This is a genomic window from Brevibacillus sp. FW306-2-1A-C05A, assembly GCF_058781555.1.
This window is the reverse complement of sequence record NZ_JBYSWV010000033.1, coordinates 24,649-49,435: the sequence shown is the minus strand read 5'-3', so window position 1 is coordinate 49,435 and position 24,787 is coordinate 24,649. Positions and strand designations below refer to the sequence as shown.

The 24,787-nt window shown below is 53.5% G+C and carries 19 protein-coding genes and 1 rRNA gene; 3 read left to right on the top strand and 17 right to left on the bottom strand.

Features of this window, described 5'->3' with window-relative positions:
• The 14 genes from AC3WJN_RS18350 to AC3WJN_RS18285 all read right to left on the bottom strand — a co-directional run.
• A 16S ribosomal RNA gene (locus AC3WJN_RS18350) occupies window positions 1–62 on the bottom strand; the annotation flags it as partial.
• A gap of 310 nt (window positions 63–372) precedes the next feature.
• Window positions 373–1,158: a 3-hydroxybutyrate dehydrogenase gene (locus AC3WJN_RS18345; RefSeq protein ID WP_005832572.1), complete on the bottom strand. Its 786-nt coding sequence runs from the start codon at window positions 1,156–1,158 to the stop codon at window positions 373–375.
• Between the two features lie 63 nt (window positions 1,159–1,221).
• The gene (locus tag AC3WJN_RS18340; RefSeq protein ID WP_005832570.1) at window positions 1,222–2,604 is read right to left on the bottom strand and encodes a GntP family permease; all 1,383 of its coding nucleotides are present in this window, start codon (window positions 2,602–2,604) and stop codon (window positions 1,222–1,224) included.
• 502 nt (window positions 2,605–3,106) lie between these two features.
• Entirely contained in the window at window positions 3,107–4,489 is a 1,383-nt protein-coding gene (locus AC3WJN_RS18335) for a sigma-54 interaction domain-containing protein (RefSeq protein WP_005832568.1), read from the bottom strand.
• A 128-nt stretch (window positions 4,490–4,617) separates the two neighbouring features.
• Window positions 4,618–5,010 carry an MmcQ/YjbR family DNA-binding protein gene (locus AC3WJN_RS18330; protein ID WP_007779354.1) on the bottom strand — a complete coding sequence of 131 codons (393 nt, stop codon included), beginning with the start codon at window positions 5,008–5,010 and terminating at the stop codon, window positions 4,618–4,620.
• Between the two features lie 114 nt (window positions 5,011–5,124).
• Entirely contained in the window at window positions 5,125–6,354 is a 1,230-nt protein-coding gene (locus AC3WJN_RS18325) for an MFS transporter (RefSeq protein ID WP_007779357.1), read from the bottom strand.
• A gap of 281 nt (window positions 6,355–6,635) precedes the next feature.
• Window positions 6,636–7,166: a nitroreductase family protein gene (locus AC3WJN_RS18320; RefSeq protein ID WP_429788766.1), complete on the bottom strand. Its 531-nt coding sequence runs from the start codon at window positions 7,164–7,166 to the stop codon at window positions 6,636–6,638.
• Window positions 7,167–7,232: 66 nt separating this feature from the next.
• Window positions 7,233–8,252, bottom strand: a complete 1,020-nt coding sequence (locus AC3WJN_RS18315) for a FecCD family ABC transporter permease (protein ID WP_007779360.1) — start codon at window positions 8,250–8,252, stop codon at window positions 7,233–7,235.
• Window positions 8,245–9,252, bottom strand: a complete 1,008-nt coding sequence (locus tag AC3WJN_RS18310) for a FecCD family ABC transporter permease (RefSeq protein WP_005832560.1) — start codon at window positions 9,250–9,252, stop codon at window positions 8,245–8,247. The genes AC3WJN_RS18315 and AC3WJN_RS18310 overlap by 8 nt, the downstream gene beginning before the upstream one ends.
• A gap of 20 nt (window positions 9,253–9,272) precedes the next feature.
• Complete coding sequence (locus tag AC3WJN_RS18305) at window positions 9,273–10,280, bottom strand: iron-hydroxamate ABC transporter substrate-binding protein (RefSeq protein WP_005832558.1); 1,008 nt, start codon at window positions 10,278–10,280, stop codon at window positions 9,273–9,275.
• Window positions 10,281–10,389: 109 nt separating this feature from the next.
• Window positions 10,390–12,039 (bottom strand): AraC family transcriptional regulator, encoded by a 1,650-nt coding sequence (locus AC3WJN_RS18300; RefSeq protein WP_035316879.1) that lies wholly within the window; start codon window positions 12,037–12,039, stop codon window positions 10,390–10,392.
• Between the two features lie 234 nt (window positions 12,040–12,273).
• Window positions 12,274–13,890, bottom strand: a complete 1,617-nt coding sequence (locus AC3WJN_RS18295; protein WP_327953936.1) for a DUF3880 domain-containing protein — start codon at window positions 13,888–13,890, stop codon at window positions 12,274–12,276.
• A gap of 28 nt (window positions 13,891–13,918) precedes the next feature.
• Window positions 13,919–15,115 carry a DUF3880 domain-containing protein gene (locus tag AC3WJN_RS18290; RefSeq protein ID WP_005832688.1) on the bottom strand — a complete coding sequence of 399 codons (1,197 nt, stop codon included), beginning with the start codon at window positions 15,113–15,115 and terminating at the stop codon, window positions 13,919–13,921.
• Window positions 15,116–15,160: 45 nt separating this feature from the next.
• Entirely contained in the window at window positions 15,161–16,060 is a 900-nt protein-coding gene (locus tag AC3WJN_RS18285) for a phosphotransferase family protein (RefSeq protein WP_005832687.1), read from the bottom strand.
• Between the two features lie 290 nt (window positions 16,061–16,350).
• Here AC3WJN_RS18285 and AC3WJN_RS18280 point away from each other — a divergent pair, with 290 nt between their 5' ends.
• Window positions 16,351–18,357 (top strand): ABC transporter ATP-binding protein, encoded by a 2,007-nt coding sequence (locus tag AC3WJN_RS18280; RefSeq protein WP_007779376.1) that lies wholly within the window; start codon window positions 16,351–16,353, stop codon window positions 18,355–18,357.
• A 90-nt stretch (window positions 18,358–18,447) separates the two neighbouring features.
• On the opposite strand, the gene AC3WJN_RS18275 is transcribed toward AC3WJN_RS18280, so the two are convergent.
• A complete protein-coding gene (locus AC3WJN_RS18275; protein WP_007779379.1) occupies window positions 18,448–20,679 on the bottom strand; it encodes a heavy metal translocating P-type ATPase in 2,232 nt (743 codons plus the stop codon).
• Window positions 20,680–21,415: 736 nt separating this feature from the next.
• Between AC3WJN_RS18275 and AC3WJN_RS18270 the strand changes: the two genes are divergently transcribed.
• On the top strand, window positions 21,416–22,135 hold the full coding sequence (locus tag AC3WJN_RS18270) for a hypothetical protein (protein ID WP_005832679.1): 720 nt from the start codon (window positions 21,416–21,418) through the stop codon (window positions 22,133–22,135).
• Window positions 22,136–22,202: 67 nt separating this feature from the next.
• Window positions 22,203–22,745, top strand: a complete 543-nt coding sequence (locus tag AC3WJN_RS18265; protein WP_005832676.1) for a hypothetical protein — start codon at window positions 22,203–22,205, stop codon at window positions 22,743–22,745.
• A gap of 184 nt (window positions 22,746–22,929) precedes the next feature.
• Here AC3WJN_RS18265 and AC3WJN_RS18260 read toward each other — a convergent pair whose 3' ends face one another.
• Both AC3WJN_RS18260 and AC3WJN_RS18255 read right to left on the bottom strand, forming a co-directional pair.
• Window positions 22,930–23,226 carry a hypothetical protein gene (locus AC3WJN_RS18260; RefSeq protein ID WP_005832674.1) on the bottom strand — a complete coding sequence of 99 codons (297 nt, stop codon included), beginning with the start codon at window positions 23,224–23,226 and terminating at the stop codon, window positions 22,930–22,932.
• Window positions 23,227–23,360: 134 nt separating this feature from the next.
• Entirely contained in the window at window positions 23,361–24,776 is a 1,416-nt protein-coding gene (locus AC3WJN_RS18255; protein ID WP_007779385.1) for an MBL fold metallo-hydrolase, read from the bottom strand.
• Window positions 24,777–24,787 lie beyond the last annotated feature (11 nt).

The following is a 24,787-nucleotide window of genomic DNA, read 5'->3' as shown; positions in this document are numbered from 1 at the left end:
ACTTGCATGTATTAGGCACGCCGCCAGCGTTCGTCCTGAGCCAGGATCAAACTCTCCAATAAAGTTTGTTACTGGTTTAAAGCTGGCAAATCATTAATGATAGACTCATCAACGCTTTCGCTGTTCAGTTTTCAAAGAGCATTTTTTGTCGAACGTTTTACATCTTATCACGTTCGTTGTTTACGAGTCAAGAACTTTTTTATCGAAAGTTGTTATCTTTTCTCGTGTTTTGTCGTCGTTCTTGGCGACAAGGAATAATCTATCACATCTAAAAATAGAATACAAGAGCTTTTTGCTAGTTTATCAAAAAAACTTTGGACAATGAAACAGGGCCTCCATAAACAAGAGGCCCCTGCTTTCCTTGTATGAAGCTTATTGCGCCGTATATCCGCCATCAATTACGACGGCCTGGCCGGTGATGCCCTGCGCTTTCTTGCTCGCCAAAAACGCAGCGTAGTCGGCGATTTCCTGCACCTGTAACAGCCGCTTTTGCGGAACTAATGGATAGATCACTTCTTCCATGACCTTTTCCAGCGGCACCTGTCTCGTTTTGGCCAGATCAGCCAGTTGGTTTTGAACCAGAGGCGTATCGACATACCCTGGGCAGATCGCATTGACGGTAATGCCGTCTGCAGCCCCCTCCAACGCCGCCACCTTGGTCAAGCCGATTACTCCATGCTTGGCGCTGTTGTACGCAGCTTTCCCCGCAAAGCCGATCAAGCCGTTGATGGAAGCCATGTTGATGATCCTCCCGTAGCCCTGTTGTTTCATCACGGGAAAGGCGTGCTTGATCGCGATAAACGGCGCTGTCAGCATGATGGCGATCATCTGCTCGAACTTGGCCGTAGGAAACTCTTCAATCGGCGAGACAAACTGAAGGCCTGCGTTGTTCACCAAAATATCGAGCTTGCCGAAAGTTTCCACGGCTTGCTGGATGCTTTTTTGTATCTGCTCCTCGTTCGTGACATCGGCACTCAAGCTCATCGCCTCATAGCCTTCCTCTTGCAAGCGGGCAGAAGCTGCATCCGCAGCGTCCCGGTTCAAGTCCAGCAGCATGACTTTGGCGCCCTCTGCCGCAAACGTCCGGGCAATCTCAAGCCCGATCCCGCTCGCTGCTCCTGTTACCAATGCCACTTGATTGTTCAATAGTTTCTCCATATGGTTTGTCTCCTCTCCGGCATGCTGTCTATCCCCGTCCATGCGGGATGTTACGTTGCGAACCTAGAAAATGGAAACAGCGAAGGCCAGTATAAATACGGCGGCTGTTTTCAAAATGGTGATGGCAAAAATGTCCTTGTACGACTGGCGATGCGTCAAGCCGGTGATGGCGAGCAGCGTGATGACCGCTCCGTTGTGCGGCAGCGTATCCATCCCGCCGGAAGCCATGGAAGCAATCCGGTGCAACAGCTCTGGACTGATCCCGGCAGCGTTGGCCATCTCCAGGTATTGCTTGCCCATGACCTCCAGTGCAATCGACATCCCGCCAGAGGCCGATCCGGTCACACCTGCCAGCACGTTTACCGCTACAGCCTCCGAGACGAGCGGATGGTCGCTCGCACCCAAAATCCAGTCTTGAATCAGCTTGAAGCCAGGCAATGTTTTCACGACGTTTCCAAAGCCAACTTCGGACGCTGTATTGAAGATCGCCAGCAAAGCACCCATGGCTGCTGCGGTCAAACCGCTTGCCAGCTTCGTTTTGACCTGCTTCACGTTAATGAGCATCGCTGCAATGATCCCCAGGCTAAGAGAAATAATCAGTGCCCAAGACGACACGACGTTTTTCACTTTTTCAATTTTGAACGAATCTTTGAGCATCGTAGCGTCATACCAGTTTTCGACCGTCCAGATGCCACGGCTGAACAGGTAGTTGCCGACGAGCACGAGCGCCAGCGGAAGAATCGCTACCCAGATGTTCATGTACGTTTCGGTTTTCACCAACTCCGGCTCGTTCGAATGTCCTTCGCCATAGCCTTCTCCGGCGGCAGCCGCCTGTTTGCGTCTGCGTTCCAGCCACGCCATCCCGCCGACAAAAACGATGATGGCGCCGATAATCCCCACAACCGGAGCCGCATAGGCGTCCGTACCGAAATACGTCGTAGGAATGATGTTTTGAATTTGCGGCGTTCCCGGCAAAGCATCCATCGTGTAGGTGAATGCCCCGAGCGCAATCGTTCCCGGAATGAGGCGCTTAGGAATGTTTGCTTCACGGAAGATCGCTGCGGCAAACGGATAAACGGCAAAAGCGACGACGAACAGCGACACCCCGCCATACGTCAAAATCGAACATGCCAGAACGACTGCCAAAATCGCCCGGTTGGAGCCAAGCGCTTTCACGATCGTATGCGCGATCGACGAAGCGGCACCGCTCAGCTCCATCACTTTTCCGAAAATCGCACCAAGCAGGAAGATAGGAAAAAATGATTTCACATAGTTGGCTGCGTTGGTCATGAATGTTTCCGTGTAGCTGGGCAGCAGCGCAATTCCCGACATCACGACTGCCAGCAGCGTAAAAATCGGGGCAAAGACGATAACAGGGTAGCCCCGGTACGCGAAAAACATCAACAGACCAAGCGCGATCACGATGGACAACACTTCAATAATCATACAATTCTCCTTTCGAATGGCCCTCCGCCTGGAGAGCATAGTGTGTGTACCCACCAAAAGAAATCGCTTACATCCTCTCTTGAATTGCATGGATCGTGCCAACGTGGGCCAAATTCCGACAAATCGCGATCAGACGCGGCTTTGCGCCAAACGGACAGCAACAGCAAAATGATAGCGCTTGCAAAAACTTCCGGATTTCCGGAAAAACGCGTCCGCATTTATGGAATCTAGCAAAAATCACCGCGAAATCCATCTGCCCGAAAAGTCAAAACCTTCTGCCACTGTCCGCCTTCTCTCTTTTCCCTTTCCGGAAACGCGGAATCTAGCAAAATGCGACAAGGGACGACAGTTAGCACACCACCTGGCTCCGTCCAGCTTTCTCGCGTGAACGTCGCCTGCCCCTCCAGCCCCTCCGGCCTCCACAGCGACAGCGCCTCTCTCGATCAAAAAAAGCCGGGACCGCGGCTTGTCCGACATGTCCCAGCTTCTAAAAGCACTGCCTTTATTTCTTCTGCTGATACTTCTCCCACTTTTCATAAAAGCTGGACTTGCTGATCTGCAAAAGCTTTGCCGCCTCCAGCTTGTTGCCTCCGGCCTGCTGCATCGCCAGCAAAATCGCTTCCCGCTCCGTCTCTTCCACCAACTGCTTGAGCGGCCGCAACTCCCTGCCGGACGGAGAAATAGCAGCAACTGGCACCACCTCGTCAGAAGCCGGCAGCCAAATGTGCTCCTTTTTCAGCACATCGTCCTCCACCAGATGCAGCGCCCGCTCCAGCACGTTGCGCAGCTCCCGTACATTTCCCGGCCAGGAATAGCCGCGCAGCACCGTCCACACGTCTTCGTCGATCACCTTGACCGTGACGCCCGTGGACTCGCTCAGTTGTTTGAGCAGGTTGGAAACAAGCTCCGGCAAATCCTCCAGCCGCTCTCGCAGCGGAGGAATCGACAGGGTGACTACGTTTAAGCGGTAGTACAGGTCGGCGCGGAACTTGCCTTCCTTGATGCGCTGCGGCAAATCCAGGTTGGTAGAGGCGATGACCCGCACATCAATCGGCGTCGTCCGCACGGCCCCGACCCGCTCCACTTCTTTTTCCTGCAGCACCCGCAGCAGCTTGGCTTGCAGCGGCAGCGGCATGTCTCCGATCTCGTCCAGGAGGATCGTTCCGTGATTGGCCAGCTCGAACTTTCCTTTTTTCCCGCGGCGCACTGCTCCGGTAAACGCTCCCTCTTCATAGCCAAACAGCTCGGACTCCAGCAATGAATCAGGAATCGCCGCACAGTTCACGCGGATGAACGGCCCCATCTTCCGCTTGCTCTGCGCATGAATCGCATGGGCAAACAGCTCCTTGCCCGTGCCGCTCTCTCCGGTAATCAGCACCGTCGAATCGCTCGTCGCCACCTTTTGGGCGAATTTTTTCAGCTCCTGCAGCTTTTGATTGTACCCGACGATCTGGTCAAAATGATAGGTCGCCCCCATCCTGCGCCGCAGTTCTTTTTTATAGTAAGTCAGCTCGTCCTTCAACTGATCGACCATTGCGGCCAGGGCAGTCAGCTCTTGCACATCCTGAAACAGCACCGTCCCGAGCACGGCAATGACCTTGCCCTCGTCCATGATCGGGATGCGGTGGGCGATCATCTTCTGCCCTTTGATTTGCTGGATATCCGCAATTTCCGCTACGCCCGCCTGGCCGACGATATGCATGCGCGTATTTTCGATGACGTCCGTCACTGGCTTGCCGATGACGTCCTGCACATTCAAAAATTCCCGATAGCTCCGATTCATCAAAAGGATTTTGCCGTCCCTGTCCGTCACGATCATCGGCTCATGGGCATTCTCGAAGACGACCTCGAGCAGCTTGCTGATTTGCTGGAGATTCCAATCCAACACGGCTCCCCCTTTGCCTGGAATATCGCTGTGCCGAACGGTCGTTCACAGCTCGTTACTTATGAATTATAGCAGGAGACATCAGGGGAAGCCTGCCTTTTCCCGCGAAAAGCACCCACAAGCCCGCTCTACTGTGCCTGCGCGTTCGCCTGCACCTGCTTGACCAGACGCTTGGGGGCTGCGCACAGATAGCCTTCCAGCAAATAGTCGGCGAGCATGTCGTAGTCCGCGATATGTTGGGCGCGGATGGACACCCAGCCATGATGGCCGATGTAAGGCGTCTTGTAAAAGTGCTCCTGCGCAAGCAAAATTTCCTGCGTCGTCTTGAGCACCTTGAAGGACAAGGCTGGCCCGTCAGCACCGCCCTCGCCCATAATGACAAACGGCTTGTCGCTTACCCGAAACGACGTGTGCCCAAAACCATCCACCTGTTCCGTTACCTCCGGCAGACGGACCGCCAGCTTTCTCACGGCCGCTTCCATAGCCAGACCTTCCTTAGATGAAATCCGCTCATGCGCCACCTGACCGCACCCCCGCTCTTTTTTCCAATGCTCTGGCTCAAGCCTCGCTCGCGCCTGGGACAAGGCCAGAGCATTTGCCGCCACCGCAGCACACGCTGCCAACCTCATGCAGCCTCAATATGATCCAATCTGTTCTGCATCAGCTCCGGCCTTTCCTTCTTTCATGCGATACAGCGGCAAAATAAAGCTCAAGCCGATAATGAACAGCGCTGCCGAAATCGTATAGATCGCGACGAGCGGAAGGTGCAGCTTCAACACCCCGGCTATACTCATCATGATGACCATAGAACCTGTAAACAGCGGGGTCAAAATCCCGTTAACCCGCCCGATGAAGGAGCTTTCCGTATATTTGAGCAGCATCGTATTGATCCCGATCTGGATGCACGGCAAAAGCAATCCAGCAACCAGTTGGGCCAAAAGCGTCAGCCACAGATGCGTAGACACCCCGCAAATGCCCAGGGCAACTGCGTTCCCTAGCATGCCCATGACGAGCAGCCTTTGCGGCGGAACGTTTTTTGCCAGCGCCATCGTCAGCGCCCCTCCTACAATCATGCCCACACCTTGCACCATCAATAGCCATTGCAGGCTTTCTTTCGGCAGATGGAGCTGTTCTGTCACCAGGAAAATCGCCAACGGCTGCACCATCCCAATGCCGAGCCCTGCTGCCATGAAACAGGCGCCAAGCAGCGACAGCACCCGGTTGGAGAGCACGTAGCGGATTCCGCTCGCCATTTCCGCAAGCAGAGCCGAGTCTTTCTTCTCCTCTGTCTCCACGCGGTCAGGCGGCAGCAGGTACAGCACGCCAGCAGAAGCCAGAAATGCGATGGCCGTAATGACCATAGATGCTTCCATTCCCCATTGCTGGAACACGAATGTGCCGACAATCGGGCCGAGCACCATGAAAATGGCAAAGATCGTCTGATAGGCGGACATCCCGGCTTGCAACTGCTCAGCAGGCACATGCAGCTTGAACAGCTTCATCCCTGACGGCTGGGAAAACTGGGAGAGCACAGCCGAGATCAGCGTAGCGAAGAAAATCGCCTTCCACGTTCCGAGCATAAACGTGATGAGCACCGCGACCACCGACAAGGCGCTGAGCAGATCGCACCAGACCATCGTCCGTCTCGGCCGCCAGCGATCAGCAAACGTCCCGGCGAGAAACGAGAAGAGGAAAATCGGCGCGTACTCCGCTACCGAAATCATGGACACGGCGAACGGGTCGCCTCCGGTATGGTCCATCACGTAAAGCAGGATGGCAAAGTTGCGCACCCAAATCCCGATTTGCAAAAACAGGCCCGACAACAAAATGGCCCTGACATAGCGGTTCTGCAGCATATTAGACATAAAAAAGCCTCCTTATCCATTTTGCGATCTGGACAGGAGGCATTACATACTGACACCAAAAAGACATAGAAACCTTCTGCAAGAAAGACAACGGCTCTACCATCTATTCGCCAATATGCACGTACTACTCCCATCCCAAAAACGCATCGTCATTATCCGATTGCTTTTGTGGAAATAGGAGTTAGTAGATCATTGGCTTGATGGTCACCCTTCCTTGTAGAATGATCCAAGAGTACCACAAAAAGTTATAACGTGACAAGAAAAAATCTGGAAATCTTGTCCTATGCTTTGTCTACAAATGTAATTCGCTCCGCTGCCGGAACGCGCGGCTGCGGATTGGGAATCGCCGCCGGGTAGCCGATGTGCAGGTTCCCCAGCACTCTTTCGCCAGGAGCAATGCCCATCGCTTCGCGAAATTCCGGCTCGTGAATCCACGGATACGTCTCCCAGGTCAGCCCGATGCCTTTTTCCCAGGCAAGCAAGCTGAAGTTGTGGATGACGATACTCGTCGAGGCAAAATCATCCTGACGCTCGATCAGGTTCGGGCTTTCCGTCATGATGACAGTCATCAGCATCGGAATCGCCATGATTTTGTTGTAAAACTTCTCGCCTACTTCTTTCTTTTTCACAGGGTCCAGCTCACGTTTTTCCTTCATGATCCGCACCGCTTCGGCGATTCTTCTGCGCCCTTCGCCGTACGTCACGATAAAGCGCCACGGCTGGGTCATGTGGTAATTCGGCGCCCAAACGGCTGTGTCCAACAGTTCGGCAACCAGCGCCGGGTCTACCTCGCGATCTTCAAAGCGGTGAATCGAGCGCCCCTCGTATAAGTGGCGCTCTCTTTTTCGCTTTATGAAAATGGCTTTTTTACATGTATGCTACCTTCTCGCTCTGCTGAGCAGATAGAAGAAATACGGCACGCCGATAATCGAGATGACGATCCCCACCGGCAGCTCGACAGGGGTAAACACGGTCTTGGCGATAAAGTCTGCGGCCACCACCATCAACATCCCGATCATACCGGACAGCGGCAGGACGTGTCTGTGCGCAATCCCCGTCAAGCGCTTGGCGATGTGTGGCGCCATCAAGCCGACAAAGCCGATGCTGCCGGACACAGAGACGCACGCGCTGACGATCCCGATGCTGGACAGCAGCAACCGGTTGCGCTCTTTTTCTACCGACACCCCGAGACTTTTCACCGATTCCTCGCTAAGCTGCATCAAATCGAGTACGTGCGCCTTGCGCAAGAGGACCGGGGACAACAGGATGAGCCACGGAAGCATGCCCGTAATGTGGGTCCAGTTCGCATTCCAGATACTTCCTGTCAGCCACACCGTTGCCATTTCGAAATCGTTCGGATTCATTTTCAGCGACAGATACAGCGACACAGCGCCCAAACCTGAGCCGATGGCGATTCCGACCAGGATCAGCCGTTGCGGGTCAAGCGTTCCTTTGCGCCAGGCGAACATGTAGATCAGCGCTGCGGCGAGCAAGCCCCCGGTCAGACCGAAAAGCGGCATCGCCATGATCGAAAACCAGCTTGCCTCCGTAAACTTTCCTTGGAAGAAAAACATGAACGCTACAATCGCCGCACCTGCCCCGGCGTTGATCCCCAAAATCCCGGGGTCTGCCAGGCCATTGCGGGTAATGCCTTGAATGACGGCCCCGGCAATGCCCAGGCCAAAGCCTACCAAAGCCGCAATGACGATGCGCGGCAAGCGAAAATCGAAAATGACGAGATCGTGATCGGCGGACGGTTCGATGCGCAGCAAAGTGCGAACCACATCCATCACCGACATGTCGAACACCCCATTTGTCAGGCTGATGTAAATCGCCGCAACAATCAGGAGAATGTTCACTGTCAGCAGCAGACGAAACCTGCTTTTTTTCTCAGGCATGCTTGCCTCCCCCTCTCTTGTAAATCAGATAGAGGAAGAACGGTACGCCAATAAACGCAGTCACCACTCCGATCGGCGTCTCGAACGGGCTGTTCAGGAAGCGGCTGAGCACGTCCGCCAGCCCGAGGAAAACGGCGCCCAAGACGCCTGCGCACGGAACGATCCAGCGATAATCGAGCCCGACCAAAAAACGGGTGATGTGCGGAATAACCAGGCCGACAAAGCCGATTTTTCCGGCCAGTGCGACCGAAATGCCCGTGAGAATGACGACGGCCGCCGTAGCCAGCACTTTGACCAGCATCGTCTTTTGTCCCAGACTGAGCGAGATTTCCTCGCCCAGCGACAAAATCGTGATGGACTTGGACAAAAGCAAGGCCATGACAATGCCGACGACTGCAAACGGAATCGAAAGCGAGATCAACCCTGGCTCCAATTGGTGAAGCCGGGCGTTGTACCAGAAGCTGACGTTTTGCGAGACTTGAAAGTACGAAGCGATTGCCGCCGAGACACTGCTCAAAAATGTTCCCGTGATCGTCCCGATCACAGCCAACGCAACAGGCGAAAAACCGTTTGGCAGCAACCTGGACAAAGCGAGTACCATCATTACCGCTGCTGCCGATCCGGCGAGCGACATAAAGATCATCGTCGTGTTCGATGCAGCAGGCAACAGCACCATGCAAAGCGTAATGGCGAAAGCCGATCCGTCAGAGACCCCCATAATAGAGGGGGACGCGAGGTAGTTCCTCGTCATCCCCTGCATGAGTGCCCCCGATATTGCCAAAAACGCTCCGATCATGAGTGCGCCCAACACTCGCGGCAGGCGGGAGTGCATGATGATCTGGTGGTCCACATTCCCTTCGTCAAACTGGAAGAGAGCCTGATAGATGGTGTACGCGTCGATCTGCTTGGCCCCGTACAAAACGGAGAGCACGATCACGAGCACAATCGCTATGGGCGAAACCGCAAGTATGAGGATAGGTACTGCTTTTTTCGATTGCATGCGATTAACCTCGCCTACTCCTACTTGGCAGACAATTTTTCAACAGCGGCCTTCAGGAAGTTTACTTTACTCCAAGCTGTTCCGCCTTGTGCGAGCGGATCGACTACGTTTACGAATACTTTGCCGTTTTTCACAGCGTTGATGCTCTTCCAGATCGGGTTGTTTTGCAAATCTTCCAGAGCTTTCGGGTTGTCTTTGTTCTCGTCAGTAGAGAATTGGACGAAGATGTAATCCGGGTTGATTTCGCTGAATTTTTCCAGAGACACGACTTCTTGTGCCTTCGCGGCTTTTACTTCCGCCGGAGCCGTCAGGCCCAGGTCAGCATACAGGGACGGGTTGAAGAACACTTTTTCCGGATAGATGTTGATGCTGCCGCCACGTACACGGATCACGACGACTTTTTTGTCTTTCAAGCTGTCGCCCAGTTGTACTTTGGCTGCTTCTACATCTTTTTTATAGTCCTCGATCACTTTTTGCGCTTCCGCTTGTTTGCCAGTCAGCTCACCCAGCAAGAGCAGGTTTGCTTCCCAGTTGGTAGAGATGTGGGAAACCGGGAAAGTCGTTTTGATTTTGCCCAATTTCTCCATCATTTCTGGCGGGAATTTGCTGCTGCCCAGAATGACGTCTGGCTTCAGGGACAGGATGGTTTCCAGGTTTGGTTGGGTTTTCTCCCCGATGGATTGCGCTTCCCCGGTTACTGGTGCAAACATCTCCGGGAATTTGCCGCCGACGGAAATTGCCCCTACCGGTTTTACGCCGAGCACGAGCGCGTCTTCCATGGACTCCATGCTGCCTGTGATGACGATGCGCTCGGTTTTGCTTGGAACGGTGTATTCTTTATCGAGATATTTGAGCGTGCGCGTTTCCGCTTGGGTTGCCTCTGCCGCAGGTTTTTCTGCCGTTGCGGTAGTTGCAGCAGGTGCTGCGTTGTTGTTTGCAGCGTTGGAGTTCGCTGCTTGCTGTCCGCCGCACGCAGTCAGTGCCATTGCCAGCATGGCGACGCTAAAACCAAGATATATCTTTTTCATCCTTTGAAAAGCCCCTCTCACATATTTGTGTAATATTTGTGATTGATAACGATTATCATTCGTGATTATAAAGCATCTGCGTATCCTCGACCATGGACGATATCCAGAATCAACATGGACGATCTCCTGAAAGCAGCTTCACGCATTGATTGATAATCCGTTCATGGGCCATCGCCGAATATTCCCGCCACGGGTCTGACGTAATCAGATGCGTCCGATTGTTGCGGACGGCCTTCAAGTCTTGCCAATGCACCGACAGCTTCAGCAGCCGGAAATGCTCCAGCGTCTCTGCTTCCTGGCACACGAGCAGCAAAATCCTGTCCGGGTCAAGCGCTGCTACTTCCTGCAGCGTCACAGGCTGGTCGTACACCTTCGCTTGCGTGACGTAGGCGGGATTCATTTGCAGGCCGTTGTAAAAAACGTCGTTCATGCTGCGGTTGCAGTGCACTGCCAGCTCGTGTTTGAACACGCGCAAAATGAGGAACTTCTCGTCGCCCAGCTTTTGCCGCAGTCCATCCCGCGCTCTGCCCAGCTTTTCGTCATACGCGGCGAGCCAATGCTCCGCTTCTGCCGATTCGCCCAAAAAATCGCCAATCATCTGCAACTGCTCCCGCCACCCCAGCGCTTCAAACGGCACAAACAGCGTCGGCGCGATCCGGCCAAGCTGCTCTCGCTCCTGCGCGTTGGCCTTGTCCAAGGACAGGATGACGTCTGGTCTGGCTTCCTGCAGCATCTCGATGTTCGCCTTCCAATTTTCATTTTGGCGAAAGGCGCTCAGATGGACGGGAATGTCGTAGCGGTAGTTCTGATGGTAATAGGCCGTCCATTTCAGGTGGAGCGGCGCCGCGTACGGAATCATCTTCAACGCGAGCATCTGGCCGATGAGCGGCGCCCTGTAGGCGGCGATTTTGCGATTGCGGCTTTTCATATAAACAGTAGGAGAAACGCCCACTTCCTTTTTGAACTTGCGGCTGAAGTAAAACTCGTCGCTGTAGCCTACCTGGTGCGCGATTTCCCGCAGCTTTGCGTGAGATTGCGCCATCAGTTGCTTCGCCCGGCTGATGCGCAGCTCGGTGACGTAGTCCATCGCGGACACGCCGTACGTTTTTTTATACAAGTCCACAAAATATTTCGGGCTTACTTCCGCGATGCGCGCCAACTGCTCGATCGTAATGTTTTGCGAGTAATGCTCTTCCATGTAGGCGCGGGCCCGCTCCAGCGCCGTAGCAGAGTCCTGGGCAGTAAAATCGACGGACTTCGCGATGTGGTACCACAGCTCCTGAAACAAAATCTGGCTGCGATAACGGTCGATTCCCCCATCCTGCTGCCACTGCTCCGCGATCGAATCGCAATGCATGACAAGCTGCCCGGCGGATCGGACGGAAACCTCGCCCACCAAAGGAAACTCGTGTTCCTCCCGCAAAGCGCGCAAATGTCTTTTCCGCTTTCTGGACTCCATAAAAACATCGAAGCGCAACACGTACATCCGCAGGTCGTCTACGGAGTCCGGGTCGATGCCGAAGGTGCTCATCGGCGGGCAGACGTAGATGGCATCCTGACGCAGTTGATGCTCCACGTTTTCCAAACGCAGGCGTCCTCGCCCCCCGGTGACGACCAGCAAGATGTGCGCGTTCGTAAACTGCTGGCGGAGACGCTCATGCTCGTCCCCTTTTACCCAGGCAATATCGCGAAGCTTGAAAATGACATCCGCCATCACAAGCTCTGTAAACTCCTGAAACAAGGCTTGCCTATCGCTCATCATTGTCACACCTTTTGCCTTACGGAATAGTTCACAACGGACTGCTTTTATGTAAAAACGAATCGTTTCTTTAATTATTCATTTTGATAATAATTCTCAATATCGTGCTAAAAGTATATCAAAATAGGGCCGAGCTTCCTATCTTCAATTATTAGCAGCGCCCGAAATGAAAAAAGCTCCACCTCCAAAAAGGCCGAGCTTTTCCGTCGCGATATCAGGCTTCTAGCGGGTTGCTCACCGTCTGCCTGCCTCGCTCATGTACTTCATGATTTTGATGACGTAATGCTGGGTTTCTTCCGGGGCGAGCGTCAGCCACTGCTTGCCCCCCTGGCGAACGGCGTGCCAGACGTGGTTCAGCCCCCAGTTGTACGCAGCCAACGCCATCGGCAGATCGCCGTCAAATTCATACAGCATCTCCTTGATGTACATGGCGCCGCCCAAAATGTTTTGCCACGGATCCGTTCGATCCACGCCGAGTCCGCGGGCGGTCCTCTCCTTGAGCTGCATGATCCCGAGCGCCCCCGCCCTGCTCATGCCTGCATTTTGGCCAAAATCAGACTCCGCATAGGCGATCCCGTAAAGCAGCAGCGAATCGAGCTGAAACAGGCGGGCTGCCTTATCCAGCCACTTCTTTATTTTCGGAAGTTGCTCCCCGTCCTCTGCCGTTCTATGCGGAATGCGCAAAATTTGACCGACATGAAGCACGTCGGAAACGAACCGGTTTGCCTGCTGAAGCGCTCCGATCGTCGTGCCGTGCGCACAGGCAATTTGCCACAGGCTTTCTCCCGGCTTGACTGTATGCCGTGCGTCGCTCACGCAAAGCGGCTGTCCCGGACAGCCATGCTCCCCGGCACCAGGCACGCAATCGGCCGCATCGGAAGCCAAAATCCCTTCCTCCACGAGCGTGCGAAGCATAAATCGCGCGCGTTGCCCGTAAGTATGAGAACGAGCCGTCCGCAGTCCGTGCGCCTGAAGCGTTTTTCTCTCGTCTGGCCTCTCCAGATAGTGCCGGAGCAAATCCACTGTCTGTATCGGCGAGGACGATGCCAGCATATCATGGCCGGGAGTAAAAATACGCCTCAGCCCGATAGAGTCGCGCGCGAGCAGCAAACTGCCGCTTCCTGCTGCTTGCAGCATCCGCTCCGAGATTGGCTTTTCTAAAGACTGCACCTCGATGACGATATCGGCTTGCCGATAGACCTGCCGTGCCTCCATCCGGCCTGGCTGCTCCACAATCCAGTCGCGCGGAATGTTCAAGCCAAAAATAGGCTTCATCTGCCCCCATTCCTTGCCGTAAAAACGGACGGGAATCCCCAGCGCCAGCAACGGCCAGATGAGCGTGTGCAAAGAACCCGCGAGATCGTGCTCCAACTGATGCCGATACATGTACGGGCAAGCTGGAGATACGACTGCCACAGGCAGGCGTGGGCCGTTCCCGCTCTCGCCAGGCTGATACAACTGCTCGTCGTAGCCGAAGTCCATATGCGCAGCGCGGATTCCGGCCTCCCGATAGACCAAAACCGTTTCCGGCGAGACGGTAAAGACAAAATCAACCTGCATGCGCAGCGCGACAGGCAGTGACCAGATGTGGACAAAAGCCGGGTCTTCCTCCGCCCAGTAGACCAAGGGCGCCTGCTTGATCTGCTCGCACAAGTACGCTTGCTGCGTCAAGGTCAGCTCTGGCCCCCAGCCTGTCATGACGATGAGGGACGGCCGAAACGATTGCAACAACGCAGGCAGATGCCGCTCGGTCAACAGCCCGGAAATCAGCACCTGATGGCCAGCGTCGTGAAACCCGTACGGCAAACCGTGAAGGAGCGCCTGGCACTTTTCCAAAAACAAAATTCTCATGTGCTCCCTCCACCACGTCAGTTTGCTTTTACTGCTGTCGCTCCCTGATTTTCAAATATTGATCGACGTATATATCATAGGAAGTCAGCCCGTTTTCCTTCATAATGTGCTCGATGGTCACGCCGTAAGCCTGGGCAATTTTCCACAGCGTATCGCCGGGGCGGACATCGTGCACCTCGTACCGCTCGCGAATCAGGTCCGCGTACGAGATCAACTGGCCTTGCCCTGCCGCAGTGGCGAGCGTTTGCGGCAAAAGCCCTTGCTCTTGCAGCACCTGCACCATGTAGTCGGCGCGATGCTGATAGTTGGCGTGGCTCACAGCCCGTCTTCCCTGCTCGCGGATTTCTTTTCGCTTCTCTGGATGCTGCAAGTAATGCTCGATGATTTGCAGCGTATCTGTGGCAGAAGCAGCCGCGACCAGTTCTTTTCCGGACGTGAACATGCTGCGGACGGCCTCTGTATCCTGGGTGACGAGAAACCCGCCCGAGCCTAAAATCTCATATGTCCGCTGTGTGAACTGCGTCTCGTAGTTTTGCAGGCCGATCATGATGTCTGCCGAGCTGTAGACTTTGTGGGCATCCGGGTAAGACAAATAGCCGTGAATCCACTCTGATGGAATGTCCATGCCCAAATACGGCTTCATTTTATCCCAGTCCCGCCCGTAAAAGTCGATGCGCATGCCCTCGTGAAGCAGAGGGCGAATCAGTGTAAACAGCGAAACAAGCCGATAATGGCCGCTATACTGCTCAAATACATGCGGATAAGCGTTGGCAACAACGGCGATGGAGGTGCGATACGCCTCCTCGGCCGGAACGGGACAATGGATGCTGGAGTGAAATCCGAAATCCATGTGTGCCGCCTTGATCCCCCGCTCCGCGTAATAATCCAGGCGCTTTGGGCAAATGGTAAAGACGAAATCGGGCTGCACTCTTTGAATAAGCGGCATCGTAAAGCTCTCTGTAAACGTAGGGTCTTCTGTCGCCCAGTAAACGAGCGGCACCTCTGTTTGCCGGACATGCCGAAAAATCCAGTCCAGCTTGACGGGTGTCTGCTCCGGCCCCCAGCCGATCATGACGATCAAATCCGGCTGAAACTCTCCCAGCATCTCGGGAATGTTTTGCTCCGTCAGCGGCCCCGAGATCATCACATCGTGTCCAGAGTCGCGAAACCCGTTTGGCAGCCCGTGAATCCACATCGGATGACTTTCCAAAAACAGTACGCGCATTTCCTCACCTCGCCGTCCTTCCTTCTGTTTCCACCCGATTACGGTTTACGTCCTTTTTGGTTTGGCAAATGCCTGCAGCTTTCCAAGCCCGTACTGGATGAGCTTTTCATTTTGGCTGTCAATGCCGTAAAAGAGCGTCCAGAAGCTGATGGTCTTGACGTAAAACGTTGTGATCCGCTCCAAAAACGTGGCGTCAATCTCCCGGGTGTAATGGCTCAGCACTTTTTGGGTAAAAGCCGCGCCGTACGCCCGGTATATGCCGACAAAATCATAGGCAGGGTCGCCTACCCCCATCGCTCCGAAGTCGATAATCCCGCTCAGTTGCCTTTTTTCAAAGTCGTAGAGCAGATGCTCCGGCTTCAAGTCGTTGTGCAGCAAGGCCGGCTTGAACCGGAAGTAGTCCGGGTTCGCCAAAAACGACTGAAAGGTTTGCCGGGTCCACCGTTGCAGCTCGACAGGCATGTAGGAAAAAGCCTTCCGCTCGATCCGTGCCAGAAAGTTCTCGTAAAAGAGCCGGGTCAACCCCGGATCAATCGCCTTGTCGAACGACTTTTCCAGCGGGTAGGCATGCAGACCGCTCAGAAAGCCGCCAATCGCCTCCGCTACCTTCTCTTGCTCCTGCCCGGACAGCCCGTTCATCTCTTCGCGGTAAAGCGGCTTGCCGAAAATCATCGGATAGCCTACGTACTTGATGTCGTCGGTCGGCGCAGAAGAATAGACAAACTGCGGAATCGCCACAGGCACCATCGACTCAAGCTGTGGCAAAATTTGCGTCTCCCGGCTGATAATCGCTTTGGCTTCTTCGGTCTTGGGGAAGCGAAAAATCATTTTTTCTCCCACGATGACGACGAAATTGCTCCAGCCTGTATCGTCCACCCGGAATGTTTCGTTACGTAGCTCTGGGTATCGCTCTTGCAGCAGCTTGCGTAAAGGCTCGAGTTGCACACGAAATACGCCCCTTTCCAGACTGCGTTCTAACTCAGTTGATGTATTGTATGACTTGGCTCACGAAAGGCAACGATAAAAAAGCCCCTAATGAAGCCTGCCTAGCAACATTTGGGGCTTTGCCGATATAGACGTGCTCATGGAAAAAAATTTTTTAACAATACTCAGCAAATATAGTATAATGGTGATAATGATTTTCATTTTCGTAAAAATTCATACTAGAGAGATTGTTACACATAAATGGCGGGTTGTTTACTCACAAAAACATATATAGAGAAAGGGAGGATTCTATGGAAAAAGTTTTGGAAGTAAAGGACTTACACGTGTCTTTTGATACGTATGCAGGTGAGGTAAAAGCGGTGCGGGGGGTTTCCTTCGACTTGCACAAAGGAGAGACTCTGGCCATCGTGGGCGAGTCCGGCTCCGGAAAATCGGTTACCTCGCAAGCTCTCATGCGACTCATCCCTTCTCCTCCTGGACGTATTCCGAAAGGACAAGTCCTGTTCGAAGGAAGAGATTTGGTCACCCTGTCGGAAAAAGAAATGCAGGACGTTCGCGGCCGCGATATTTCGATGATTTTCCAGGATCCGATGACCTCTCTCAACCCGACCATGACGATCGGGAACCAAATCATGGAGAGCTTCATCAAGCACCAAAAGCTGAGCCGTTCCGAAGCGCGCACCCGCGCCGTCGAGCTGTTGGAGCTGGTCGGGATTCCGTTCGCAAAAGAACGCGTCGATCAATACCCGCACCAATTCTCCGGCGGGATGCGCCAACGGATTGTCATTGCGATCGCCCTCGCCTGCAATCCTAAAGTTATCATTGCCGACGAGCCGACGACCGCGCTCGACGTTTCCATTCAGGCGCAAATTTTGGAGCTGCTCAAAGACATTCAGAAAAAAATGGGCACCTCGATCATCTTCATTACCCACGACCTCGGCGTCGTAGCCAACATGGCTGACCGCGTAGCTGTCATGTACGCGGGAAAAATCGTCGAGATCGGAAAAGTCGACGAGATTTTCTACGATCCCAAGCATCCGTACACATGGGGCCTGCTCGGCTCGATGCCTAGCCTCGATACGGACGACGAAGAGCTGATGTCTATTCCTGGCTCCCCGCCAGACATGTTCAAGCCGCCTGTCGGCGATGCGTTTGCTGCGCGCAATCCGTACGCCCTGAAAGTCGATCTGGAATACGAGCCGCCGATGTTCAAAATTTCCGACACGCACTATGCGGCAACCTGGCTGCTGCACGAAATGGCTCCACAGATCGACCCGCCCGCTTCTGCTGTGCGACGCAAGACTGCTTCTGCAGAGGCGAAGAAAGTCGAAAGCCCGCGTCCGAAAGCAACGATCTCGTACGACCAGCGCGAGAAGATCGTGGAAGTCAAAAACTTGAAGCAGCATTTCGACCTTGGCGGCGGACAAGTCTTGAAGGCTGTCGACGGCATTACTTTTGACATCTACAAAGGCGAGATTTTCGGACTCGTAGGCGAATCCGGGTGTGGAAAATCCACTACGGGCCGGACGATCCTGCGCCTGTATGACGCCACTGACGGCGAAGTGCTGTTCAAAGGCAAAAACGTCCACGGCAAAAAATCAGGCGAAGAGAAAAAATGGCTGAACCGCAAAATCCAGATGATTTTCCAGGACCCGTATTCGTCCCTGAATCCTCGTCTGACTGTATCCGATATTATCGCGGAAGGTCTGGATATCCACAAGCTCGCTACTAAAGAGCAGCGCATTGCGAAAGTACATGAGCTTTTGGAAACGGTCGGTCTCAACCGCGAGCACGCCAACCGTTACCCGCATGAGTTCAGCGGCGGGCAGCGCCAGCGCATCGGTATCGCGCGCGCTCTCGCAGTCGATCCCGAGTTTATCATTGCCGACGAGCCGATCTCCGCACTGGACGTATCCATCCAGGCGCAGGTCATCAACCTGCTCAAACGTCTGCAAAAAGAAAAAGGGCTGACCTATCTGTTCATCGCCCATGACCTGTCGATGGTGAAATACATCAGCGACCGCATCGGCGTCATGTACCGCGGCCGCATCGTCGAGTTGGCGGAAAGCAACCGCCTGTACGAAAATCCGATTCACCCGTACACCAAGTCCCTGCTCTCTGCGATTCCTTTGCCAGACCCGGATTACGAGCGCAACCGCAAACGGATTGTGTTCGACGATCAGGAGTACCTGCAAAACCAGGACGAGGAAAGAGTGCTGCGGGAAATCGAGCCAGGCCACTATGTCGCCTGCACCCAGAAAGAATTTGAACGCTACGGCGGCGGCGTGCTGGTGTAAGACTCGTGCAAAAACGTGCAAACGCGTACACGCATGCCATACCAAAAAGGGAGAGAGCCTTGGCTCTTCTCCCTTTTGCTTTTTCATCTGTCAAGGCTTCATTCTGAGCAGGCGCATGCTGTTTAAAATGACCAGCAAAGCAGCGCCCGTGTCGCTTAAGACTGCCAGCCACAAGGTCAGCCAGCCCGGAAAAATCAGCACGAGTGCGGCCAGCTTCACCACGATGGAAAACCAGATGTTTTGTTTGATAATCACCAGCGCTTTGCGGCTGATGCTGACGGTGTGCGGCAGCTTTTCCAGGTTGTCGGCCATCAGGACGATATCGGCTGTTTCCATCGCGGTATCCGTCCCTGCTCCGCCCATCGCGATGCCCAGGTCGGCAGTTGCCAGCGCAGGCGCGTCGTTGATGCCGTCCCCGACCATTGCGACGACTTTGCCCTCCTGTTGCAGCTTTTTCACCGCTTCCACCTTGTCCTGCGGGAGCAGCTCGGCAAAATAACGGTCTACGCCCGTCTGGGCCGCTACCTTTTTCGCCGTTCCCGCATTGTCGCCTGTCAGCATGATGATCTCGCTGATCCCGGCCGCTTTCAGCTTGCTGATCGCGCCGACGGTAATCTCGCGGATCGTATCGGCCACTGCGATCATGCCAAGCAGCTTTTGGCGGGTGCCGATCACGATCAGCGTGTTGCCTTCCGCTTGCAAAGACGCGATCTGCTCCTGCCAGGCGCTCATGTCTACGCCCAGCTCGGCAAACAGCGCGGGCTTTCCGGCGTAGTACACTTCGCCATGAATCGTCGCCTGAACGCCTTTTCCCACCAGCGCCTGGAAGTCCTCGCCCGCGAGCGCCGCCACCTGCTTTTCCTTGGCGTATGCCACAATCGCCTGGGCAATCGGATGGCTGGAGCGCTCCTCCATCGTTCTGGCAATCGCGAGGATGGCTTCCTCCGTCTCGCCTGCGGCCACCACCTGCGTCACGCGCGGCTTGCCCTCTGTCAGCGTGCCTGTTTTGTCAAAGGCAATCGCCTCAATCGCTCCGGCCCGCTCCAGAAATGTCCCGCCTTTTATCAGCACGCCGTTTCGCGCTGCGTTTCCGATCGCCGATACGATGGCAACGGGCGTCGAGATGACCAATGCGCACGGGCAAGCGACCACAAGCAGCTCCAGCGCCTTGTAAAACCATTCTCCCCACGTGCCCATGCCGAGCACGGGAGGGAACACGATCACGAGCAAAGCGAGAACAAGCACGATTGGCGTGTACATGGCGGCGAACTTGTCGACGAACGCCTGAGTCGGAGCCTTTTTCTCCTGGGCCTCCTCCACCAGATGAATGATGCGCGCAATCGCCGTATCCTCGACGAGCTTTGTCACCTTGATTTCCAGAGCGCCGCTTTCATTCACGCTGCCTGCGAACACCGCGTCGCCCGCCTGCTTGTCGACCGGGATGGACTCCCCGGTAATCGGGGCCTGATTCACGCTGGAATGTCCGGACAAAATATCGCCGTCGAGCGGGATTTTCTCCCCCGGTTTGACCACGATCACGTCGCCTACGCCAATCTCTTCTACGGACATTCTCGTCAGCGCATCGCCTTTTTTCACCCACGCTTCAGGCGGAGCCAAATCCATCAGGTTGCGGATCGAATCGCGCGTCTTCTCAATGGACTTGGTCTGTAGCAGATTGCCGATGGAAAACAGCCAGACAACTGTCGCTCCCTCCAGCCACTCTCCGATCAGCGCTGCGCCAAGCGCCGCTACGGACATCAAGACGTTCATGTCCAGCGACTTGCTCTTGATCGCGTAAAAAGCGCTGCGCGCCGGGCGGTAGCCGCCGCTGATAATGGACAGGGCGTACAAAATCGTGCTGACCCACGGAGAGGCGCTGGTCAGCGAAACCAAAAAGCCAAGCGCCAGAAACGCGCCGGACAGTGATGTGAGGACGGTGCCTGCGCGATCGTTTTGGACCGCCTCGCGGGCTGTTCGCCGCTCAAGCCGTTTGGCGCTGTAGCCTGCCTTGGCGACTTCCTTGATGACGGCTTCGTCCTGCAGTCCGTCGGAGACAAGCTGCATTTTTCCGGTGGAAAAGTTGACGCTCACTTCCTTTACCGCAGGCAGCGACTTCATGTGCCGCTCCAACGACTTCGCGCACGAGCTGCAGTCCATGCCGTGCACGCGATACACAATCGCCTGCGCAGACAAAACGCCCGCGCCGTCCGAAGCGATCGCGGCGGCTGGCTCCAGCACCGTGAGAATTTTTTTGTCATGGGTATGCTCCGAGCTGCAATGGTGCCCGCTGCAGCACCCGCCTTGTTTTGGTTGATTTGACATATGCTCTCACCTATTTCCCAGGCATCTATTTTCCCCAACTGCTTCCGCGTCCATCCAACAAACATTCAAACAAATATTTAATTATTATATTATCGGATACCAGTTTCTGGTTCAAGTGAAGATTTTTAAAGTTTTGCGCCTATTTGTTCCCCATGAAAAAAGGCCAACCAGAAAACGCTGGCTGACCTGACAATATAAAATTGGCTCTCGTCAGATGATATCCCCTAATGTCCAATGAGTGATCGCTGCAGAACGCAATATGGGCCAAGTACAGCTTTCAGCATTCGGAAAAAATGATGATCCAGCAGGCTATCCATTATTACGAGGATCAACTCCTCCCGGCATAGCACTTTAGACAAATCACACACTCACAATCTCCTAATCACACTTCAGCCGCGCATGCGCATTAAGTGGCGTTTCGATCCCTTTCCACCTATATTCTCATCTCTACATTTGTCTTATACAAGGCCTGTTTCCAGGGGCATATGCAGCCAAAACTTCTGTTACGTGTTTTGTGGATTATCGCAGTCGTTAAAATATGTTAAATTTTTACTTTTTTAATAGATTACAAAATACGACAACATTTTCATTCACTTTCTGATAATTTTAATATTGTGAAAGGTCCTTCCCGGACTAACACCAAATTAATCTTTTCTCTACGATTACTTGCACAGTTCTACTAGCCTCTGTCTTAGTGGTGCCAGCAGCGAATGCAGCAAAAGTGGATTATTCGAGTTTGAGCAGTAAAGAGCTGGCAAAAAAGGTTCTTTCATTAAGCGACACTCAAACAAAATCGCAACAGCATTCGTTAAAGTCGGCGATTGCCAACCTTTCTGACGAAGAGTTTGATTCTTTTGTCCACAACTTAGTCATGCAAAATAACGGAACTGACGAAGAATTGTCGGATAAACTAAAGCCGCTCGGAGTAGAGTTGGAAACAAAGAAAAACAGTAAAATTGGTCCTACGGCAATGCAGGCTGGAGACATCAACCTCGAACTTTCAACCGCCAAACGAGCTGGTCAATCTTACTATCGTCTAATTGCTTCTTGGAATCCAAAAGATAACGAGTTTTACCCTGCGACTTATGACTTACTCTCTATTGAATGGGATCCTACTGTGGGGGAATATTACAGCAGTAACGTGGGAGATACAAAGTATGTAACTGCTCGGGATGGATCAGAACGGAAAAAGGGAATTTACTTGTTTAATGTACATGACACTGAATTAGACTTCGGTTCTTATGCTGCAGTCTATGTAACCAAAAAGAAAAACTCAACATTAGATTTTGGTGCAAGATATGTCCACACTTTTGACACTAGAACATGGGGAACCAGCTTCGAAGCAAACTTTAGTTACGCAAAAACGGGGCCAACTGGTGGCTTACAATTTAAACTTACGCCAACCAAGACAGAGAAAAGTTGGCAAGTTTGGGTAGATGACGTTTTGGAATGGTAGTTTAAAAATTTAAGAAGAGCATTCGGACAGCCGGATGCTCTTTTATCATGAAAGGATGGAGAGAAAAATGAAAAGAATGTCAATGTTCCTTTTGCTTGCTAGTTTGTCTCTCATGACAGCCTCTTGCACCACCGCTTCACCAGACCATGTACATGTTCAATATCAAATTACGTTAACGGATGTATTTAAACATCAACACTCATGTTCACTCTATCAATTTGAAAAAATTACCGAAGAATTATCTAATGCACAAGACAAAGAAAAACTAGCGTATATTTCAGGAATGATTGATAGTAATCTAATAGATAATCCCGCCTTCCTTCCAGCGATTATCCTAACCAATGATGAAACAAAACAAATAATAGCCGATGAACAATTGCAATCTGGAGTTTTAACATTATATCAGTATAAAAGAGATTATCTGAAAAAATTACAATCGCTAATTGAACAGAATGATCTTACGGAAATTCAAAATAAGCGAGATGAACTAAAGAAACTAAGCACTCTTATGCCGAAAATAAATGATGATCGGCTTTTCAGCAATGATAAAGCAAAAATCGAATCATATAAAAAAGATCTGGAATTGGTTATCCAACAATTTCCGAAGTAACGGAATTATCCTTACTTCCCATCCGCTGTGGTGGTCTCCAGCCATAACGCAAACTGTCGATCGCTCTACCGTATAGAACCGGGAACGATCGCCAGTTTGTTGAAACAGTTCTTTTCTAGCATGGACAGCACGACTTTTGGAACTTTGCAAACGACACTGCGGCGGAGCTAGAGCCTTTTTTTCGTTACTTCGTCTGCTTCTGTGCAGCGTTGGCAGCCGTTTGCCAACGCTCGCCACAGTCCAGGCAGACGCATTTAAGAATTTTTTTCTTTTCCAGGTGCATGCGAACGGCAAACAGCACGAATGCGCCCATCAGACCGAGAAACAGGAAAATGACAGGCGTTCCTTTCACGGAGACGCCGATCACCCCGAGCACCACCAGTACAGCCGCGTAGATGGAAATATATAAAGGTCGGTTGATCGTTTCGGTAAAGTCGATTTTCTTGGAACGGCACTTTGCGCATTTTTGTTGGAAACTCATCGCTTTCTCTCCCTGTTTTCACAATCACGTACAAATGCAATCATGTCCATCTTACACGAAAACAGGGAGGGGCACTACTGCTATCCTCTGCAATTGCTCGCGAGACGCTGATCGTCCTGGGGCGCTGGCTCCCGCTACCTTGCGATCGGAAAGCCTTGTCTCGCCCATTCGTCAAAGCCGCCGAGCAAATTTTGCACACGGGAAAAGCCGTTGGCCCGCAGCAAACTCACGGCTACCGCGGATCGTCGCCCGCTTTTGCACTGAACCAGGATCGGAGTATCGCGCGGCAGCTCCTGCATGCGCTCTGGCAAGTAGCCTAGCATGATGTGCTTCGCTCCCGGGATAGCGCCTGCCTCCCACTCTTTTTGGTAACGGACATCGAGCACGTACAGTTGTCCTGCCTGCACCTGCTCTCGCGCCTCCCCGGGCGTGATTTCTGCGTAGGATTCAAACCGCGAATCGCAAGCAAGCTCGTAGACAGCAGGGTCCATCACACCTGCTACCTGATCCAGCCCAATCGACTGCAAATCTTTCAAAACAGCAGGAACGGACTGCTGGTCGGCGAGCAGGTACACGGGGCGTTCATAGTCCAGCAGCCAGCCCGCCCACGTGGGAAAAGATTTGTCGTACGGCAGGTTGATGACTCCCGGCACATGTTTTTTGGCAAACAAGCCTGGCGGACGGGTATCCACGACAACGCCCCGTTTCGTCCACGCTTCCACTACGCTGATGGAGGCTTCTGCATGCACAGGTGCGGCTATTTGCTGCACCAGCCGCGGCCCTACTTTGTTCCAATGCTTCATCATCGCAAAATAAGTCGGCGGCTCAGGCTGGCCCGCAAGCAAGCTTTGCACGAACTCCTGTTCATTTTCATGCTGCAACGCCCAATTCGTGCGCTTCTCATACCCGACCGTCGACGACTGGACGGCCCCGATCGCCTTGCCGCACGCACTGCCGGCCCCGTGCCCCGGCCAGACTTGCAAATAGTCGGGGAGCTGCTTGAAGCGCGTCAGCGAGTGAAACATTTGGCGCGCCAGCTCTTCGGCGGAGCCGCTCACGTTCGCCGCTTTTTCCAGCAGGTCCGGGCGGCCGACGTCACCGACAAACACGAAGTCCCCGGTAAAAATGCCAATCGGTTCATTCGCTGGCGAGCCGCCGTCCGTCAAGAGCAGCGCAATATGCTCCGGCGTATGTCCTGGCGTGTGGAGCACCTCGAAGGCCAGCTTGCCGATCTGGAATGTATCCCCGTCTTTGAGCAAGCGGTGGCTGTACCCGGCGGCGTATGCGTAGCGCCACTGCGGCCCTCCTTCGTCTGTCAAATAGAGGACGGCTCCGAGTCTGGCCGCGAGTTCCCGCGCACCGGAGAGGAAGTCGGCATGGATATGGGTTTCCGTCACGCCGACAATCTGCACGCCGTTTGCTTTTGCCGTCTGCACATACTGCTCGATGTCGCGCGCCGGATCAATCACAATCGCTTCGCCTGCCGCCTGGCAGCCGACCAGATAGGAAGCCTGGGCCAATTTGTCGTCGTAAAAAAATTTGAGCAGCATACCGTCGCCCT

Coding starts and splice junctions, on each gene's coding strand:
- AC3WJN_RS18345 (WP_005832572.1), bottom strand. CDS start 1,158: ATGGAGAAACTATTGAACAATCAAGTGGCATTGGTAACAGGAGCAGCG.
- AC3WJN_RS18340 (WP_005832570.1), bottom strand. CDS start 2,604: ATGATTATTGAAGTGTTGTCCATCGTGATCGCGCTTGGTCTGTTGATG.
- AC3WJN_RS18325 (WP_007779357.1), bottom strand. CDS start 6,354: ATGTCTAATATGCTGCAGAACCGCTATGTCAGGGCCATTTTGTTGTCG.
- AC3WJN_RS18315 (WP_007779360.1), bottom strand. CDS start 8,252: ATGCCTGAGAAAAAAAGCAGGTTTCGTCTGCTGCTGACAGTGAACATT.
- AC3WJN_RS18310 (WP_005832560.1), bottom strand. CDS start 9,252: ATGCAATCGAAAAAAGCAGTACCTATCCTCATACTTGCGGTTTCGCCC.
- AC3WJN_RS18305 (WP_005832558.1), bottom strand. CDS start 10,280: ATGAAAAAGATATATCTTGGTTTTAGCGTCGCCATGCTGGCAATGGCA.
- AC3WJN_RS18300 (WP_035316879.1), bottom strand. CDS start 12,039: ATGAGCGATAGGCAAGCCTTGTTTCAGGAGTTTACAGAGCTTGTGATG.
- AC3WJN_RS18295 (WP_327953936.1), bottom strand. CDS start 13,890: ATGAGAATTTTGTTTTTGGAAAAGTGCCAGGCGCTCCTTCACGGTTTG.
- AC3WJN_RS18290 (WP_005832688.1), bottom strand. CDS start 15,115: ATGCGCGTACTGTTTTTGGAAAGTCATCCGATGTGGATTCACGGGCTG.
- AC3WJN_RS18280 (WP_007779376.1), top strand. CDS start 16,351: ATGGAAAAAGTTTTGGAAGTAAAGGACTTACACGTGTCTTTTGATACG.
- AC3WJN_RS18275 (WP_007779379.1), bottom strand. CDS start 20,679: ATGTCAAATCAACCAAAACAAGGCGGGTGCTGCAGCGGGCACCATTGC.
- AC3WJN_RS18265 (WP_005832676.1), top strand. CDS start 22,203: ATGAAAAGAATGTCAATGTTCCTTTTGCTTGCTAGTTTGTCTCTCATG.
- AC3WJN_RS18260 (WP_005832674.1), bottom strand. CDS start 23,226: ATGAGTTTCCAACAAAAATGCGCAAAGTGCCGTTCCAAGAAAATCGAC.
- AC3WJN_RS18255 (WP_007779385.1), bottom strand. CDS start 24,776: ATGCTGCTCAAATTTTTTTACGACGACAAATTGGCCCAGGCTTCCTAT.